Genomic DNA, 18,181 nt, shown 5'->3' with positions numbered 1-18,181 from the left:
AGGCAATAAGGCGGTTTGCCTGTCGCGGTGATTTATTCAGGACACGGACTCAGTGATTGAGTCTCAATCAGGTTAGAATACGGCCTCATGTTGAGGCTCTACCAATCAAACCATCTTGAATCGCTTGCAACGCGCCTGTCTGGGCTGCTTGCTGAGCCGGCGGGTGAGGCTCTGCAGCAGGAGCAGGTGATCGTTCAACACCCGGGCATGGCCCGCTGGCTCTCATTGCGAATAGCCGGTCATCTGGGGATTTGCGCCAATCTCTCTTTTCCGCTGCCGGCGGCATTTATATGGCAGCTTTTCCACACCCTGTTGCCGGATGTGCCTGACTACGATCGTTATCAGCCAAAACGTCTGACGTGGCGTATCTACAGACTGCTCCGGGATGTCGATGAGAAATTGACGGATCCTTCGGTCACCGGCTATCTGGCTGGAGCGGACGATATTAAGCGCTTCCAGTTGGCGCAACAGCTGGCCATGCTGTTCGATCGATATCTGATCTATCGGCCAGACTGGATTCTCAAATGGCAGCAGGGAGAGGCGGCTACCGAAGGTGATGAATGGCAGGCCGGTCTTTGGCGCCATCTCACGGAGGAAGATGCGGTTCATTGGGTGAGCCTGCAACTTCAGTTGAGCGGGATGTCGACAACTTCTTTTCAGAAGATCCTGCCCCCGAGGGTGTTTATATTTGGTGTTCCCACCCTCTCCCCAGGCTACCTGGAGATCATTCGACACGTCGCATCGCTGATTGATGTTCATCTTTTTCTGCTAAATCCCTGTGAGGCCCACTGGGCTGACATCGTCTCACCCAGTGAGCAGGCACAGTTGGCCCTGCAGTCGCGGGAACAGGCGCTCTACCTGGAAGTGGGCAATCCTTTGCTTGCCACAATGGGTCGGCAGGGGCGGGACTTTTTCGCTGCCATCAACGAGATGGATCCGGGTGGGGAGGAGCTTTACCAAAGGCAACGTGACGATCTGTTGTTGCATCAAATACAGAATCAAATACTGACCTTGAGTGAACCGCAATCCGGGTGCTCAACGGATGGTTCCGTTACGCTCCATCGCTGCCACAGCCCAATGCGCGAGGTTGAGGTGCTCTACGATCAACTCCTGGCGCTGTTTGAGGATCTGCCGGATCTGACCGCGTCGGATATCTTGGTGATGACACCGGATATTGACCGCTATGGGCCTCTGATCAAGGCTCATTTCTCATCGCCGGGCAGCCGTCCGAAGATACCCTTCAGGATCAGCGGTGGCGGTCTGTTACAGGACAATCCACTGGCCACGGCTCTGCTGGAAATCGTTCAGCTCCCCGGATCCCGCTACCCGGTCGGCAGCGTGCTCAATCTGCTGGAATATCCGGCCATACGTCGTCGCTTCGGATTGGATGAAGAGGGAGTCGAACGGGTGACTCAATGGCTGAATCAGGCTGCTGTCCATTGGGGGCGTGATGGCGAGAGCAAGCATTCCCTTGGATTGCCGGCGGAACAGAGTAATACCTGGCGGTCAGGGTTGTGGCAACTCCTGCTGGGTTATGCAATGCAGGGAGATGCGGGAGAGCTTTGGCACCACCACTATCCATTGGATGCGGTGGAGGGGTCGGAGGGTCAATGGCTCGGTGGACTGCTGGCGTTTTGTGATGCCCTTTTCGCCCTGGAGGATCACCTCATGATCGATCGGTCATCACAGGCGTGGGTAAACTTCCTGATCGGGCTCACGGAACAGTTCTTTTCTTCCGATGAAGAGAGTGAAGCGCAACTCGAGTCGGTCAGGGAGGCGATTCATGCATTGGCCCAGGAGATGCAACAAGCGGGAATCGAGGAGCAGATCCCGATCGCACCGATCCGATATCGCCTACAGGAGCTGTTGAATATTTCAGTGGATCGGGGCTTTATGGGCGGTGGCGTTAATTTCTGTGCCCTCGCACCCATGCGAAGCCTGCCTTTTCGTGTGATCGCGTTAATCGGTATGAACGATGGAGCCTTTCCCCGTCAGCAGCCGGAGTTGGGGTTCGATCTGATGTCGAGTGCCTTCCGTCGAGGAGATCGGTCACGAAGAGCGGATGATCGCTACCTTTTCCTGGAGACGCTGATCTCTGCACGGGATCGTCTTTTAATCAGTTACGTCGGACGCAGTCAGCATGACAATACCCTGCTTCCACCCTCCGTAGTGGTGGATGAGCTGTGCGATTCTCTGCAGCTGATGGTGGCTGAGTCCGGTATGAAGGAGATCATTTTCGACCACCCTTTACAGCCCTTCTCGCGGGCCTATTTTCTTGCTGACAGTACCCTCTTCAGCTATTCAGCGGAGATGTACGAGGCGGCAATGCGGGTCGGCAATGGTGATCGCAATGAGCTTCCTCTGGTAGAAACACCCCTGGCCGAAACAGAGGGGGATGGGCTGATCGATTTGCAGCAGTTTCTCCACTTCTTCACCAATCCGCTGAAAGGATTTGCCGATATCCGCTTGAATCTCGACCTCGGGCAGGCGGAACAGCTTCCCGAGGAGCGGGAGCCATTCACCCTGGCGCATTTCGATAGGTTGGCGCTGGAACATGAACTGGTGGAGTCTATGCTGGCGGACCAGAGTCCCGAAGCATTGTATGAACAATTACGCGCTCGGGGACGCCTGCCGCACGGTATGGCCGGTGAACAGACGTTTGGGCAGATGCAGAGCCGTGCGGCGGCAATGGTTCAACGCATTCAGGCGCTCGATGGCGGTGATTTGCTGCAGCCCTTGGGGGTTGATCTTAAGTTCGATGAACACCATCTGGTCGGCCACCTTCACGGTGTCACAACAGGGGGACTGCTTATCTATAGTACGGATCGCCTCTACCCCTACCAGATGGTCAGGCATTGGATTAGACATCTGTTGTTGAATGCCCTCAATCCACCTGGGGTGACCCCAACGACATGTCTGCTGGAGGGGGACAGAACAGGTCACTACAGGTCCGTGGAGACGGCGAAGGTTCATCTTGAGACGCTGATCCGGCGCTATCGCCAGGGTCTGCGGTTGCCGTTGTCGTTCATCCCCGCAACCGCCTGGATCTATCAGGAAAAACTTGAGCAGGGTGGAGAGGAGGTGGCCCGCAAGGCGGCGCGACAGCGTTGGTTTGGCAACCGGTTTCAACCAGGTGACGTGGATAAACCCTATCATCGCCTGTTGCGGCCGGACCGGCCCGCCCTCGATCAGACATTCTTCGACACCAGCAGGGAGCTCCTGCAACCATTGATGGATCATCTGGAGTGGCAGGGATGAGTATGCGGATCGAATCGGTGGCCTTGCAGGGTTTCAATCTGGTGGAGGCAAGCGCCGGCACCGGGAAGACCCATACCTTGACCGGCCTCTATCTGCGGCTGCTGCTGGAACAGGACCATGGTCCGGAGAGGATACTGGTGGTGACCTATACCAAAGCGGCAACGGCAGAACTGAAGACACGGATTCGCCAGCGTCTGATCGATGCGCGGTCGCTGTCGGATGGCGGTGCAAGTGACGATCCCCTGCTGCATGCCATCCTCGACAACATAGCGGACAAAGCGCGGGCCCGCAGGCGTCTCGATCTGGCGATTGCCGGCTTCGACAGGGCTGCGATCCATACCATCCACGGCCTTTGCCAGCGCGTACTGACTGAGCAGGCATTCGAGACCGGGCAGGGATTTAATACCGATCTGGTAACAGATCAGGCTGATCGACTGCTGCAGATTGCTGACGATTACTGGCGACGTGAAATCAATCAGCTCCCCGGTCAGCTGCTTCAGGCCCTGCGTGACCGGATAGATACCCCCGAGGCATTACTCCAGCGCATGCGTCCCGCTCTGGGCAAGCCTTACCTGCAGGTCAGGGCTTGTGATTGGCCGGAAGGCATCGAGTCGCTGGAGCTGCAGGCCAATCAGCTCCAGTCCGAAGTCAGGTCGTTGTGGCAGGAGCAGCGCGATAGCATCCTCGCGCTACTCAGCGACACACAGGTGATGAAGGGTAATCTCTACCGCCGGGCATGGCTTGAGGGTTGGGGTGCGAAAATGGACCAATGGCTGCAGGCCACGGTCTATCAACGACCCTTCGACAAGGCCGAACGGTTTACGCCGGAGATTATCGAGGCTGCGATCAAACCTGGACAAGTGGCTCCTCGGCACCCCTTCTTCAACCAGTTTTCCCGTTATCTGGCCTGTGTCGAAGCATGCGCCGATGCCTTCGACAGGGCATTCGTGGCTATGCAAAAGTCTTTCTATGACTATCTTCTGGATGAGTTGCCGAGACGCCAGGCCGAGGCCAGGGAATGGTCTTACGACGACCTGTTGCTGCAGTTGCACGCCGCCTTGCTGGCGGACCGCGGTGGTCGTTTGGGTGGACTGTTGCGCCGGCGCTATCCTGCTGCATTGGTGGATGAGTTTCAGGATACCGATCCGGTGCAGTACAGGATTCTGAGTCAGATCTACCTCAACAGCCGTCAACCGGTATTTCTGGTAGGGGATCCAAAACAGGCGATCTACAGTTTTCGCGGTGCCGATCTGTTCGCCTATCTGCGCGCCAGAGACGAGACAGGTGCCAATCACCATACGCTGGATATCAACTGGCGTTCGACACCTGGGCTGTTGCAGGCTGTCAACACCCTGTTCGGCAGTTCCCATCGGCCATTCTTCGAGCCACGCATCGGTTTTGAAACGGTCGCGGCCGGTGACAGGGAGATGGCTTCCCTCACGATAGCGGGTGGCAGTGAGGCGCCATTTCAGATCTGGCATCTTACCTTTGGTGAGCAGACAGGGATCGAAGAGATCCGCCAGACTGTGGCCGATGCCACCGCCGGGGAGATTGCCCGTCTGTTGACACTCGCTTCGCAAGACAAGGCGCGCATAGGGGATAGGTCGCTATGCGGCGGCGATATTGCCGTACTGGTGCGGACCCATGAACAGGCCTCCCGTATTGCGCAGGCCTTGAGGGCGTATGGTATATCCAGTGTTCATAGTAATCAGCAGAGTGTCTACTGGAGTCAGGAGGCCGAGCAGTTGCAACGTCTGCTGCTCGCCCTGTTGGAGCCCTACAGGGGGCGTCTGGTGCGTGCCGCGCTGGCAACGCCGATGCTGGGCTGGGATGGCGCCGCCATTGATGAGATGAATCGTAAAGATGATTTGCAAAACGGATTGTTCAATCGTTTCTTTCATCATCATCGTGCTTGGCGGGACAACGGTTTCATCGTCATGATCAAGGCATTGGCCAATGAAATGGGGATAGAGAATCGATTGCTTGAGTTCTGCGACGGAGAGCGAAGGCTGACCAACTTTTACCATCTTCTGGAACTGCTGCAGCAATATGACGACACGGCACGCCCCGGTATGGAGGGATTGGTTAAATGGTTTGCCCGCCAGCGTCAGACCCTATCCCAGGATGATGAGCATCTGTTGCGCTTGGAGAGTGACGGCAAGTTGGTGCGGATCGATACCCTGCACCATAGCAAGGGGTTGGAGTACAATATCGTATTCTGTCCCTTTTTGTGGGACCAAAGTGAAGCCAGGAGCGACGACAAACCCTTTCTGTTTCACGATCCGCATGAAGACTATGCGGCGGTGCTCGAACTTGGCTCAGAAGATTTTGACGACAACCGGGCCTATTTCCATGAGGAGGTTTTTGCGGAAAATCTTCGCTTGCTGTATGTGGCTTTGACGCGGCCCCGTTATCGCTGTTACCTCCCATGGGGCTGGTTGAAGCAGAGCAGGCATTCAGCACTTGGCTGGGTATTGCATACGACGAATAGAGCCGATTGTCCGCAGACCCTGGCGCAGTGGCGACAACAGCTCAAGACCTTGAATCCCGAAAGAGATGAGCAGGTGTTGAGGACTTTGGCCACAGCCGCCCGGGGTAGCATCGATATCACACCTTTACCCCATGCTGCGGAGATGGCGCAGCTCACCCTGCCACTGCCGCAGGAACTGCAACCGCCAAGACGCTTTTCAGCATCCATTTCAGCAGTTGGCGGTGTGGCCAGTTTCTCCTCGCTGGTTGCGGGACAGCATGAGGATAGACCGGATTACGACATCCAGACGACAATTCTGAACCAGTCTCAGGATCCCCACCGGGGTTTCAGCGTGCATGGCTTTCCACGCGGCTCAAGACCCGGCAGTTGTCTGCATGCGATTCTGGAGGAGCTCGATTTCATGCAGCCCCATGGGCAGGCGGTCGAGCTGATGGTGGAGGAGAAACTCATGTTTCATGCCATCGACACCCGCTGGAAGGGTGTTGTTGTCCAGTGGATGAGAGAGGTTGTAGAGACGCCGCTCAATATCGATGGTTTAACCCTGAGTCGAATCGGGCCGGGGCAGCGGCTGAATGAGATGGAATTTTATTTCCCCGCGAAATCACTGCAGCCCAAGGCGATCATGGCGCTTGCACGGCATCACCGTTTCTCAGACGTTGATCGGCTGATTGACGGTCTGGCGAATCTCCATGCCAGTGTGGAGGATGGCTATGTGAAGGGTTATATCGATCTGGTCTTCGAGGTGGACGGATGTTTCTATCTGGCCGACTACAAGTCCAATTGGCTTGGCAACAGTTACAGTGACTACCACCCCCGGGCTCTGACGAATGCGATGATCGAGCACCACTATACCCTACAGTATCTGCTCTACTCGCTGGCCTTGCATCGTTATCTCAAGCTGCGCCTGCCCGACTATGTGTATGAGCATCATTTCGGTGGTGTCTACTATCTGTTTCTGCGCGGCATGCAGCCCCAGACCGGTGCTCGCCTGGGGGTGTTCGCAGAAAGACCCTCACAAGGCTTCATCGAGGCCCTGGACCGACTGATCGAGGCGCGTAGCGATGAGTCGTCCTGATAGCCTGTTACGCTCGCTCAACCGGCAGAATCTGCTCAACGATCTTGATCTGCATCTTGCCGAGTATCTGATGGCAGAGGCCGATACCCCCTCGCCATCCCTCGCCCTGGCGATTGCACTCACCAGTCGTGCCACCAGCGATGGACATGTCTGCCTCGATCTTGGCGAGGTTGCGGGAAGAGCGCTATTCGACGAAGCGGAGATGGTGGTTCAGGCCCCCGGCCTGGAAGAATGGAGAGTCGAATTACGACATAGCGGGATTATCGGTGGTCCCGGTGACTGGCAACCCTTGATTCTGGACGGCCGGAACCGGCTCTACCTGCATCGTTATTGGGCCTATGAGCGACGCTTGGGAGATGCGTTGTTGCAGCGTGCCAGAAGTGTCGATCAGGTGATTGACCGGGAGGGGGCGAAGAAGGCATTGGCAACACTGTTCCCGGTGCATGGCGCCGATGCTACCGATTGGCAGAAGGTTGCCGTTGCCACTGCGATCCTGCGGCCCCTCACCATCATCTCCGGTGGACCCGGCACCGGCAAGACGACAACCGTCCTTCGGTTGCTGGCACTGTTGCGACTGCAGCCGGGGGGAGATGCGTTGCGGATTGCCCTGACAGCACCCACAGGCATGGCTGCCGCACGTCTGCAACAGGCGATCCAGCAGGCCAAGGCATCGACGGCCCTCCCGAAAGAACAGCTGGCGACGATACCGGAGCAGGCATCGACCCTGCATCGTCTGCTCGGTATGAACCGCTCGGGTACAGGCTTTCGCCACCATCGAGACAATCCCCTGCTGTTTGATGTGGTGATAGTGGATGAGGCATCGATGGTCGATGTGGCATTGATGGCCAAGCTTCTGGATGCCTTGCCTCATGCCGCGCGACTGGTGTTGTTGGGTGATCGCGATCAACTGGCCTCGGTGGAGGCCGGTTCGGTCATGGGTGATTTGTGTATCGGATGCGATGGGCCGGATGATGAATTCGCACGGCAATTGAGCGAGATCACGATGCAACCGGTGGCCGCAGGGGAGGATTCCGCCAGTGAGCTGAAAAACAGTGTTATCGAACTGAGACAGAGCTACCGTTTCGATCCCGAGAGTCCGCTTGGACAGCTGGCCAAGGCTGTCAACAGGGGTGATGCGCAACAGGCGCGACAGCTGCTGCACAATGGAGGGGAAGTGCTGGGCCGTTTGGCTCCGGGCGGTGATGTGGCAAGACTGGTTGCAAGTCGTTTTGGAAAGCTGTTCAAGGCGGTCGGATCAGGGGCGCCGGTGGCGTCGCTGTTCGCGCTGTTGTACGAGTTTCGCTTGCTATGTGTGGTTCGCGAGGGGCCTTTTGGTGTCAATGCATTGAACGGTGCGATAACCCGGGAGCTGATTCGGGCGGGACAGATTGAGAATCACGACGATTGGTATCCGGGACGCCCGGTGATGCTGTCGCGCAATGACTATCAACTCGATCTCTACAACGGTGAAACCGGCATCGTGCTGCCACATCCTGAACGGAAGCATGAACTGGCGGTAGCCTTCCAGGGGAGTGACGGTCAGGTGCGTTGGATTTCACCATCGAGACTGCCTTATTGCGAAACGGTATATGCGGTGACGGTACACAAGAGCCAGGGTTCCGAATTTCAGGAGGTGATATTACAACTGCCGGATCAAAAGAGTGCCGTCTTGTGCCGTGAGCTGGTCTATACCGCGATTACCCGATCGAGGCAGAGATTCACCCTGATCGGGGATGATGCGATCTTCGATGCAGCTGTCACACACCCCATGCGACGCAGCAGCGGGCTCCCCGATCTCCTCACCGCTAATCCGGGGTAGGGCGCTGAGGTAACAATGCATTCGGGGAAGCAGATATTTTGCTGAGCACATAAAAAATTACTGGGGTTGGATAACTCCTCGTTGTGGTAGTGTATTGCCTGTTTGAAATATGCATTACATGAAATATCTCAAATATTATTAATAAAAACAGTTGGTTATTAATTTTCCTTTGAAACCTGCTTGAGGTTTTTCCGCCAAGGCGGATGAGATAACCGACTTAAAATGAAGGCTTAGGGCAGGCTTGGCAATTGCTGACTGGGCCGGTCAATTCATTAAGCGATCAACGAAGGAGACGAAAAGTCATGATCAACCCAGTCGGTTCCTCAGAACTACAACCTTTGTTTGTCTACGATCCCGAAACCCATCACAAGCTCTCACACGAGGCTGAATCCCTGCCGTCGGTAGTGATCAGTTCTCAGGCCGCCGGTAACGCGGTGATGATGGGAGCGGGGTATTTCAATCCGTTGAAAGGTTACATGACAGTGGCCGACGCCATGGGCGCAGCCGAAAAGATGACCCTCACCGACGGCAGTTTCTTTCCGGTGCCTGTGCTCTGCCTGCTGGAGAACACGGATGCGATCGGGGATGCCAAACGGATCGCTTTGAGAGATCCGAATATGGAGGGTAATCCGGTACTGGCCGTCATGGATATCGAGAATATTGAGGAAGTCAGTGACGAACAGATGGCGATTATGACCGACAAGGTCTATCGCACCGACGACAGTGACCATCCTGGTGTGGCGGCATTCAACGGCCAGGGCAGAGTGGCGATCTCCGGCCCTATCCAGGTCCTCAGCTTCTCCTATTTCCAGGCCGATTTCCCGGATACATTCCGTACTGCCGTCGAGATCCGCAACGAGATTCAGGAACGTGGCTGGAGCAAGATCGTTGCCTTCCAGACCCGCAATCCGATGCATCTGGCCCATGAGGAACTCTGTCACATGGCCATGGATCGTCTCGGCTGCGACGGCCTGGTGATTCACATGCTGCTGGGTAAGCTGAAACCTGGCGATATTCCTGCGCCGGTGCGCGATGCCGCGATCCGCAAGATGGTTGAGCTCTATTTCCCACCCAACAGCGCTATGGTGACCGGTTACGGTTTCGATATGCTCTACGCAGGGCCTCGTGAGGCGGTGCTGCACGCCTACTTCCGGCAAAACATGGGGGCCACCCATTTCATCATCGGCCGCGATCATGCCGGTGTGGGTGACTACTACGGTGCATTCGACGCCCAGACCATCTTCGAGGATGAGGTGCCTGCAGGCGCATTGGAAATCGAAATCTTCAAGGCCGACCACACCGCCTGGTCGAAGAAGCTGGACAAGGTGGTGATGATGTGCGAAGCCCCGGATCACGAGAAAGAGGACTTCGTACTCCTCTCCGGCACCAAGGTACGCGAGATGCTGGGCCAGGGTATCGCTCCGCCAAAGGAGTTCTCCCGTCCCGAGGTGGCGCAGATCCTGATCGACTACTATCAGTCAATCAATTAATCGACTGGCAAATGAAAAAAAAGCCCGCCATCGGCGGGTTTTTTTTCACCCTTCTTAAAGCAATTAATGTGCGGAAACGCTTAGGGTGTTTTCCTCGTTCCCTGCTCCTGCGTGGGAGGGCATACAACCCTATTGACTCACACAGATTTACGAGCTGTTGCCTCGTTGTTGATGCCTCCTCGCAAGATGGCTTCATATCTGCCGATAATTGCGGCTACAGGCTCGATTTGATGAATGCCCGCTACGCTTTTACCCGCCTGCCAGAACTCCGTTTCACCTTTCTCGTCGAGGGATGATTGACGCAGCTGGAAGGCGGAGCGCAGGGTATAGAACATGCGCATCCAGTGTTTGGTTCTGTTGCCTTTCATCATCCAGCGGGCGAAAGCCCCCGCCTTTGTGCCGATTTTTTCAATGTAGGGCGTCTTGATGATCGATACAGGAACCCCGGTGATTCGATTGCTGAGCACGATATCGCGTTCGTCGGCATCGAGTATGGCCTGCTTATAGGGCATTGCCGCATTGCACTCCTCAGTGGCGATAAAGCGTGTGCCCAATTGGCAACCTGCATAACCTTGACTGATCGCTTCGGCGAACTGTTGTTCGTTACCGATACCTCCAGCGCAGATGAGCGGCACACCCAGGTCACCCAGTTCATCCAACAGCTGCAAGTGGGAGAGGGCGCCGGCATGCCCGCCGGCCCGGTTGTTGACGGCTATCAGGCCGTCAACTCCGCCATCGAGTCCCTTCAAGGCCCACTTACGCTCAGTGACATCATGGTAGACGATGCCGTCATAGGCCTTCACCCGTTCGACCACCCAGCGCGGATTGCCCAGTGAGGTGATGAAGAAGCGCACGCCTTCGTCCAACGCAATCGAGACCCACTCCACCATCCTGTCGTGATACTTCCTGGAGGACTTCTCAATTAGTGCGTTCATGCCGATGGGTCTGTCGGTGAGGCGTTTAATCAGCCTGATCCCCTCGCGGAAATCGTGACCATGGACAAAGGTCATGGCGACCGGCTGGATGATACCGATACCGCCGGCCTCGGATGCGGCGGCAACGAGTTCGGGATTGGAACAGGGGTACATGGGGCCACAGATGATCGGTACCCGGATATCGGTATGTCGTGTAAATGGTGTCTCCTGAGGCGGACTGTCGCTCATGGCATGTCCCTGGGACGTAACTGCCAATGGGTGGTGAGGTTCGCAACGCTGTCTCCTTCCCGGTCCCAGATGGTTGCATGGGCCTGAAGAGTGGTGGATTCGCCTATTGTCTTCGGCACCTGTGCTTCACCGATAGCGGTGAGGTCGCCGCGGGCCTTCTTCAGATAATCGATCTCGAGCCGGGTAACGATACCTTTGGTCGATTCGGGCATGGACGCAATCAGAGCAAGACCGCTTGCCAGCTCGCCGACATTTGCCAGTGCAATGGCATGTATCGAATTGAGATGGTTGCGCAAAACTCGTCTGTCCCGCAGGGTAACCCTTGCTCGACCGGGTGATATCTCTTCGATAACGGGACGGATGGTGCCGGTATAGGGCACCAACCGTCCGAATAGCAGACTGTAGATACGTCGGCCCAAGGCATTGTTTCCAAAACGTCTCCAGAGCGACACGACACGCGCTTCCGGAGTTATGCCAGGTCTGCTTTGTGTCTCACCACTCATACAGCATTCTCCTGAAATAGGGATGCCTGATCACTGTCCATGGCAGCTGTTGTCGCATGATGACAGTCCCATCATTGCCAGCCGGACATGTGCTGTTTATCAACAGCGTTCGAACAGGCCGGCCGCTCCCATCCCCGTGCCGATACACATGGTTACCATGCCGTAGCGCATATTGGTACGCTGCATCCCGTGCAGCAGGGTAGCCGTGCGTATGGCGCCGGTCGCACCCAGTGGATGTCCAAGGGCGATGGCGCCGCCGAGTGGGTTGACCTTATCCGGATCCATATCCATCTCCCGCATCACGGCCAGGGCTTGCGCGGCAAAGGCTTCGTTGAGCTCGATCCAGTCGATCTGGTCGAGGCTGACGCCGGTCAGTTTCTCGAGCTTGGGTATCGCCTCCTTGGGGCCTATGCCCATGATCTCCGCGGGCACCCCGGCAACGCTGTAGCCCACAAAGCGCGCCAGCGGTTCGAGATTCAAGGTGCGCATTTTCCGTTCGCTCATCACCACCACGGCGCCTGCGCCGTCGCTCATCTGCGAGCTGTTACCGGCGGTGACGCTGCCTTTGGCGGCGAACACCGGGCGCAGTTTGGCCAGGCCTTCAAGGCTGGAGTCGGGACGGGGGCCCTCATCACTCTTTACAGGGCGCTCAAGGATTCTGATTGTGTTTCCCTCGTCCGGCAGGTGTTGTTTGGCCAGATAGGGGAGAATCTCCCGCTCGAAATGACCGGCATTGATAGCCGCCAGCGCACGCTGGTGACTCTGCAGGGCAAAGCTATCCTGATCTTCGCGGCTGACCTTCCAACGTTCGGCGACGTTTTCCGCGGTGACACCCATGCCGTAGGCGATAGCTACATTGTCATCCTCGAAAACCGCCGGATTTATGGCGACCTTGTTGCCCATCATCGGTACCATGCTCATGCTCTCGACACCGCCGGCGACGATGATGTCTGCCTCGCCGAGGCGAATTCTGTCCGCAGCCATAGCGATACTCTGCAGACCGGATGAGCAGAAACGGTTGATGGTGACGCCCGGTACGCTGTCCGGTAATCCGGCCAGCAGGCTGGATACACGGGCGACGTTCAGGCCCTGCTCAGCCTCCGGCATGGCGCAACCGATAATCACGTCCTCGATCAGCTCTGGCTGCAGGCCGGGGCAATCGCCAAGCACACCCTGAATCGCATGGGTGAGCAGATCGTCAGGGCGGGTTTGGCGGAATACGCCTCGTGGGGCCTTGCCGACGGGTGTACGTCTGGCTGCCACTATGTAGGCCTGTTCACTCATAGCACTCTCCTCGCTCAGTTCCGCAGGGGCTTGCCGGTATCCAGCATATGCTTGACCCGTGCATGTGTTTTGGGGCTTTTCAGCAGAGAGCGAAAACCCTCGCGCTCATATCGCAGATACCAGCTTTCTGGCAGTTCGGTACCGGCATCCACCGGGCCGCCACAGAGTGCATGGGCGACGAGCGTCCCGATCTTCATATCGTAGTCAGAGATGAAACCGCCGGCGTGCATATTGGTCATCGCCGCCTTGAAGTTTGCAATGGCGGCCCGACCCCCGGCCCTAATCGGTGATTCGATGGCCGGGCGGTAGTTGGCGGCACTCAGGGCACGAACCTGGGCAATGGCGGTATGCAGCACTTCATGACGATTCATGACCACAATATCGCTTTCACGCAGAAAGCCGAATGCCTTGGCCTGCTCGGCACTGGTGGCGACCTTGCCCATGGCGACGGTTTCAAAAATGTCCTTGAGTGCCTCGAATCTATCACCCCCCGCCGCCTTGATGGAGGCGCGCCTGGCCAGTTCCATGCAGCCGCTGCCGGCGGGTATGAGTCCGACACCCACTTCGACCAGACCGATGTAGCTCTCCAGTGCGGCGACCACCCGGTCACACTGCATCATCAGTTCGCAACCGCCGCCAAGCGCCAGTCCCTGGACCCCGGCAACCACCGGGATATTGGATTTACGCATGCGAATACAGCTGTGCTGGAACTTCTGCAGCAGGTTGTCCAGGGCATTGCTGCCCGGCAGTATGCTCTTCATGGCAACCGGCATGAATGACTTCAGGTCTGCGCCTGCGCTGAACGGCTCATCCGGTTGCCAAATCACCATGCCAGTTAGCTGTTGTTCCGCCAGATCTGCGGCCTGATTCAGGCTGTCCAGTACGCCGTCGTCGATGGTATGCATTTTGGTCTTGAAGCTGAGTACACCGATATCACCATCGATTAACCAGAAACGCGCCGAGTCGTTATCGAATAATACCTCATGCTGCGCAGCCTGTTCGCCAACCAGTCGTTCAGGCCGGCGCTGACGCTGGTAGACCGGAAGCCTGGAGCGGGGATGATAACTGTTGTCGGTAGGTGACCATGAGCCCTTTGACGTATGGACCGCCTCGATGTTATTGACCCATGCCGGCAGGGGTTCGCCGGTAAGGGTCTTGCCTGCATCGATATCCTGTTGGATTAAATCGGCGATACGCTGCCAACCGGCGTGCTGCCAGATCTCGAACGGACCCTGCTTCCAGCCGAAGCCCCAGCGAATCGCCATGTCAACCTCCCTGGCATTATCGGCGATCGTGTCCAGTAGATAGGCGGCATAGTGAAATACATCGCGCTGAGTCGACCAGAGGAATTCGGCATGGGGATCGTTGATGGCGCTTAGCTTTGCCAGGCGTTCGGGGTTCTTGTAATCCTTCAGTACCTTCTCCACCTTGCCGGGTATCTTTACCTTGCGCTTCCGGTAACTGTTGTCTGTAGGTTCGTATACCAGGATTTCACCGTCCTGTTTTTTATACACGCCTGCCTTGGTCTTGGTGCCGAGGGCACCGTTTTCAATCAGGGTGTCGAGCCAGTCCGGGATCCTGTAGATCGATACCCATGGATCATCACCAAGATGTTCGGCAGCGTTGCGTAAAACGTGCCGCATGGTATCGAGCCCCACCAGGTCGGCGGTGCGCAGGGTTGCGCTCTTTGGTCGTCCGATCGATTTTCCGGTCAGTGCGTCGACGGTTTCAAAATTCAATGAGAGCCTTTGCGCATGGTGAAAGGTCGACATCATGGAGAAAAGTCCGAGCCGGTTGGCGATGAAGTTAACCGTATCCCTGGCCCTCACCACCCCCTTACCAAGGGTGGCTACGCAAAAGCTCTCAACGGTATCGACAACTTCGGGTGACGTCTGTGGTTGCGCTATCAACTCAACCAGCGGCATATAGCGCGGTGGATTGAAGAAATGGATGCCGAGAAAACGGTTACGCAGATTGTCCGGCAGGCTTTCCGCCAGCTCTGTGATGGAGAGGCCCGAGGTGTTGCTGGCGAGTATCGCGTTATCACCGAGATAGGGTGAGATCTTGTGGTAAAGGTCGGACTTCCATTCCATTTTTTCCGCTATCGCTTCGATCACCAGATCGCAATCGGTGAGTTTTTCCAGGTCGTCGTCGTAGTTGCACGGGGTTATTCTGGAGGCGTTTGTCGCCATAGCCAACGGTTCCGGCTTCTGTTTCACCAGGCTCTTGATTGCCTTTTTTGCAATCGCGCTTTTGTCCATGCCCTCTTTGGGGAGATCGAACAACAGTGATGGAATACCGGCGTTGGTGAAATGAGCCGCTATCTGAGCCCCCATTACACCGGCTCCCAGTATGGCCACCCGTTTGAAAACCGGTATGCCGATGATTGCTTTATTTACTTCATCAATTGTTAGCTGAGCGGTTGATTTCATTGGCCTCTCTCCTCCGGCTGATCTCCTCTATACAAACGGAGGTCATCCAGTGATCTGCTGTTGATCATCTTGTCCGTATTTGTGGTATGGGGCGCGGATCAATTCCGATTCGTCAAAATCGTCAACATGAATGATCGCCATCAAATGGCGGTCAAACCGCCGCAGTTGCTCCGCCTCATGCTCGGTTATCATTGCCGCCTGAAGGGCTGCATCGGCAAGTTCCATATCTTCTGCTTTCTCCAATTCGCCTGTTCGCAATGCGCGGGTCAGCCGTTTGAGAATCGGTTGCAGATTTAGACTCTCGAGAAAAACCTGGTTGACCTCCGCCAATGGATTGTTCGCGGCAACCTCCAGGAACAGTCCGCTGGTCATCTTGATTCTGGTTGCACTGTCAACGGTGATCAGCTCGACAACCGACTTTTCCAGGCTGTCTTTCGGTGCTGGATAGCGGCGGCCGATCGGGAACGCGAGGCGTTTCAGTACTCCGGGTACCCATCGATTTGGCCAGTTTTCCATCAGCTGATCGAATGCGACCTGATATTGGTGGAGGAGATAGTCGAGAGCCCACTGCACCACCGGCCACTCCTCTTCCGGATGCTGACTCTCTTCATGCTGCTTGATCACCATGCTGCCGAGAAACAGCATGCTCAACAGATCTCCCAGGCGTGCCGAAAGCATCTCCTTGAATTTCAGCTTAGCATTCAGATTGAGCAAGGCCACATCGGTAATCATTGCAAACAGACTGCTGAGCCGGTTGAAATGGCGATAATAGGGAAGCAGGTGCAGGTTTCCGCTCGGCACCACCTCCCGCGACAAACCGAGGCCCATGGTCAGCGTACGCGCGAAATTGCTGATCGAATGGCCGATATGGGCCGTCAACGTGGTATCGAATCTTGCGATTGTTTCTTGGCTATCCTCGGCATGGGCCAATGTCATCTCCTGCATCACATAGGGGTGCGACCTGATCGCCCCCTGTCCAAAGATCATCAGGTTGCGTGTGAGGATGTTCGCGCCCTCCACGGTGATGGCCACAGGCATTGACTCATACATATCGGCAATATAGTTCTTCGGACCCTTGACTACTGCTTTACCTGCATGGATATCCATGGCGTCGATTACGCATTGCCTGGCCATCTCCGTGGTGTGGTACTTCAAAATTGCGGATGCCACACTCGGTTTGTTGCCCTCGACGATGGCCTGTATGGTCTGCAATCTGGCGGCATCGATGATGTAACTTAGACCGGCAATACGCGCCAAGGGTTTCTGAATACCCTCGAATTGCGCAATGGGGATGCCAAATTGTCGGCGCAGGCTGGCGTAGGCGCTGGTGCCGAGCAGCGAACGCTTGCTGACCGCCACGGCGGTGGTGGGCAGGGTGACTGCGCGTCCCACCGATAGACAATTCACCAGCATGCGCCAGCCTTTACCGGCCATCTCCGGACCGCCGATGATAAAACTCAGTGGAACGAAAACGTCTTGTCCCTGAATGGGGCCATTCAGGAAGGCATCGCCGATAGGCAGATGGCGCCGTCCGATCTGCATCCCTTGTGTATCGTGCGGGATCAGCGCGCAGGTGATTCCATAATCTTTCACGTCTCCGAGCAGGCCATCCGGATCCTTCAGCCTGAAGGCCAGTCCGACAAGTGTCGCGATGGATGAAAGCGTGATATAGCGTTTGGAAAAGTTGAGCCGCATTCCGATCACTTCCTCTCCCTGCCATTCACCCATACATACCGTGCCGGTATCGGGTATCGATGTGGCATCTGAGCCGGCGGTAGGACCGGTCAGGGCAAAGCAGGGTATCTCCTCACCGCTGGCGAGACGGGGGAGGTAGTGATCCTTTTGTGCTTCAGTACCGTATTTGATCAACAACTCACCCGGTCCGAGCGAGTTGGGTACACCGACCAGATAGCTGACACCACTGCCGGTATTACTCAGGCGCAACAGGATTTCGGATTGCGCAACCGGCGAGAATTCAAGGCCGCCGTAACGCTTTGGTATGATCATGCCGAGAAAGCCGTGCTCGCGAACATAGTTGATGATCGACTCGGGCAGCCGGTTCAACTCATGATTGATCTGCCACTTGTCGACCATGCGGCAAAGTTCGTTGACGGGGCCATCGAGGAAGGCCTGTTCACGGTCGCTCAATACCGGTTTGGAACCGGACAGCAGTCGACGCCAGTCCGGCTTGCCACTGAATAGTTCTCCGTCCCACCAGACGTTTCCCGCATCTATCGCTTCCTTTTCCGTATTTGAAAGCGGGGGCATCATGCGTCTCATGGTGATCAGTGTGGGCTTGGAAACAAATCGCAGGCGCAGCGAGGGAACTGTAAACAACAGGCATGCAAGGAATATGGCGGTGAACAGCCAGGTCAACAGGCCGAAACCTGTCACTGCGGCGGAGATCGCCGAGAGCGTGGCCATTGAGTAGGTTGCTGCGGCGATGCTGTATCCACGATAGGCCAGGAACAATAGCGTGGCTATTGCGATTGCGACTAAAACAAAGTTCGTCATCATTGCTACATCTCCAGCCGAATGTGTCTTTAAAAACTAGGGTCTCATATAGGTATTATGACTCAAAAAAAGAGCGAGCGTTCGTTTTTATTAATAAATTAGTTGTGCTACAATTTCGTGTCAAGAACTATTTTCACGTAAATGACCAATCA

Annotated in this window: 9 protein-coding genes; 4 read left to right on the top strand and 5 right to left on the bottom strand. The window is 56.2% G+C overall.

Features of this window, described 5'->3' with window-relative positions; genetic code table 11:
* The first annotated feature begins 87 nt into the window (after positions 1-87).
* From recC to sat, 4 genes are all read left to right on the top strand, one after another.
* Positions 88-3,258 (top strand): exodeoxyribonuclease V subunit gamma, encoded by a 3,171-nt coding sequence (gene recC / locus CODIS_RS04585; RefSeq protein WP_069121702.1) that lies wholly within the window; start codon positions 88-90, stop codon positions 3,256-3,258.
* Positions 3,255-6,824, top strand: coding sequence for an exodeoxyribonuclease V subunit beta (recB, locus tag CODIS_RS04580; protein ID WP_069121701.1), 3,570 nt, complete (start codon positions 3,255-3,257; stop codon positions 6,822-6,824). Before recC ends, recB begins: the two co-directional genes overlap by 4 nt.
* Positions 6,811-8,643, top strand: coding sequence for an exodeoxyribonuclease V subunit alpha (gene recD / locus CODIS_RS04575; protein WP_069121700.1), 1,833 nt, complete (start codon positions 6,811-6,813; stop codon positions 8,641-8,643). The genes recB and recD overlap by 14 nt, the downstream gene beginning before the upstream one ends.
* A gap of 302 nt (positions 8,644-8,945) precedes the next feature.
* Positions 8,946-10,133: a sulfate adenylyltransferase gene (sat, locus tag CODIS_RS04570; RefSeq protein ID WP_069121699.1), complete on the top strand. Its 1,188-nt coding sequence runs from the start codon at positions 8,946-8,948 to the stop codon at positions 10,131-10,133.
* A 137-nt stretch (positions 10,134-10,270) separates the two neighbouring features.
* Here sat and CODIS_RS04565 read toward each other — a convergent pair whose 3' ends face one another.
* The 5 genes from CODIS_RS04565 to CODIS_RS04545 all read right to left on the bottom strand — a co-directional run bounded on the left by CODIS_RS04565 (position 10,271) and on the right by CODIS_RS04545 (position 18,032).
* Entirely contained in the window at positions 10,271-11,296 is a 1,026-nt protein-coding gene (locus CODIS_RS04565) for an NAD(P)H-dependent flavin oxidoreductase (protein WP_069121698.1), read from the bottom strand.
* Positions 11,293-11,799 (bottom strand): hotdog fold domain-containing protein, encoded by a 507-nt coding sequence (locus CODIS_RS04560; RefSeq protein WP_069121697.1) that lies wholly within the window; start codon positions 11,797-11,799, stop codon positions 11,293-11,295. The genes CODIS_RS04565 and CODIS_RS04560 overlap by 4 nt, the downstream gene beginning before the upstream one ends.
* A gap of 99 nt (positions 11,800-11,898) precedes the next feature.
* Positions 11,899-13,083, bottom strand: coding sequence for an acetyl-CoA C-acyltransferase (locus CODIS_RS04555; protein WP_069121696.1), 1,185 nt, complete (start codon positions 13,081-13,083; stop codon positions 11,899-11,901).
* Positions 13,084-13,097: 14 nt separating this feature from the next.
* Positions 13,098-15,515, bottom strand: coding sequence for a 3-hydroxyacyl-CoA dehydrogenase/enoyl-CoA hydratase family protein (locus CODIS_RS04550; RefSeq protein ID WP_083220551.1), 2,418 nt, complete (start codon positions 15,513-15,515; stop codon positions 13,098-13,100).
* 42 nt (positions 15,516-15,557) lie between these two features.
* Positions 15,558-18,032, bottom strand: a complete 2,475-nt coding sequence (locus CODIS_RS04545) for an acyl-CoA dehydrogenase (RefSeq protein WP_083220550.1) — start codon at positions 18,030-18,032, stop codon at positions 15,558-15,560.
* Positions 18,033-18,181 lie beyond the last annotated feature (149 nt).

The sequence above is a fragment of the Candidatus Thiodiazotropha endolucinida genome (genome assembly GCF_001715975.1).
GTDB classification, from domain to species: Bacteria; Pseudomonadota; Gammaproteobacteria; order Chromatiales; family Chromatiaceae; genus Thiodiazotropha; species Thiodiazotropha endolucinida.
The sequence above is the reverse complement of the archived record's forward strand: the minus strand, read 5'-3'. Positions and strand labels throughout refer to the sequence as shown.

Coding starts and splice junctions, on each gene's coding strand:
- CODIS_RS04565 (WP_069121698.1), bottom strand. CDS start 11,296: ATGAGCGACAGTCCGCCTCAGGAGACACCATTTACACGACATACCGAT.
- sat (WP_069121699.1), top strand. CDS start 8,946: ATGATCAACCCAGTCGGTTCCTCAGAACTACAACCTTTGTTTGTCTAC.
- CODIS_RS04550 (WP_083220551.1), bottom strand. CDS start 15,515: ATGAAATCAACCGCTCAGCTAACAATTGATGAAGTAAATAAAGCAATC.
- CODIS_RS04545 (WP_083220550.1), bottom strand. CDS start 18,032: ATGATGACGAACTTTGTTTTAGTCGCAATCGCAATAGCCACGCTATTG.
- recB (WP_069121701.1), top strand. CDS start 3,255: ATGAGTATGCGGATCGAATCGGTGGCCTTGCAGGGTTTCAATCTGGTG.
- recC (WP_069121702.1), top strand. CDS start 88: ATGTTGAGGCTCTACCAATCAAACCATCTTGAATCGCTTGCAACGCGC.
- recD (WP_069121700.1), top strand. CDS start 6,811: ATGAGTCGTCCTGATAGCCTGTTACGCTCGCTCAACCGGCAGAATCTG.
- CODIS_RS04555 (WP_069121696.1), bottom strand. CDS start 13,083: ATGAGTGAACAGGCCTACATAGTGGCAGCCAGACGTACACCCGTCGGC.
- CODIS_RS04560 (WP_069121697.1), bottom strand. CDS start 11,799: ATGAGTGGTGAGACACAAAGCAGACCTGGCATAACTCCGGAAGCGCGT.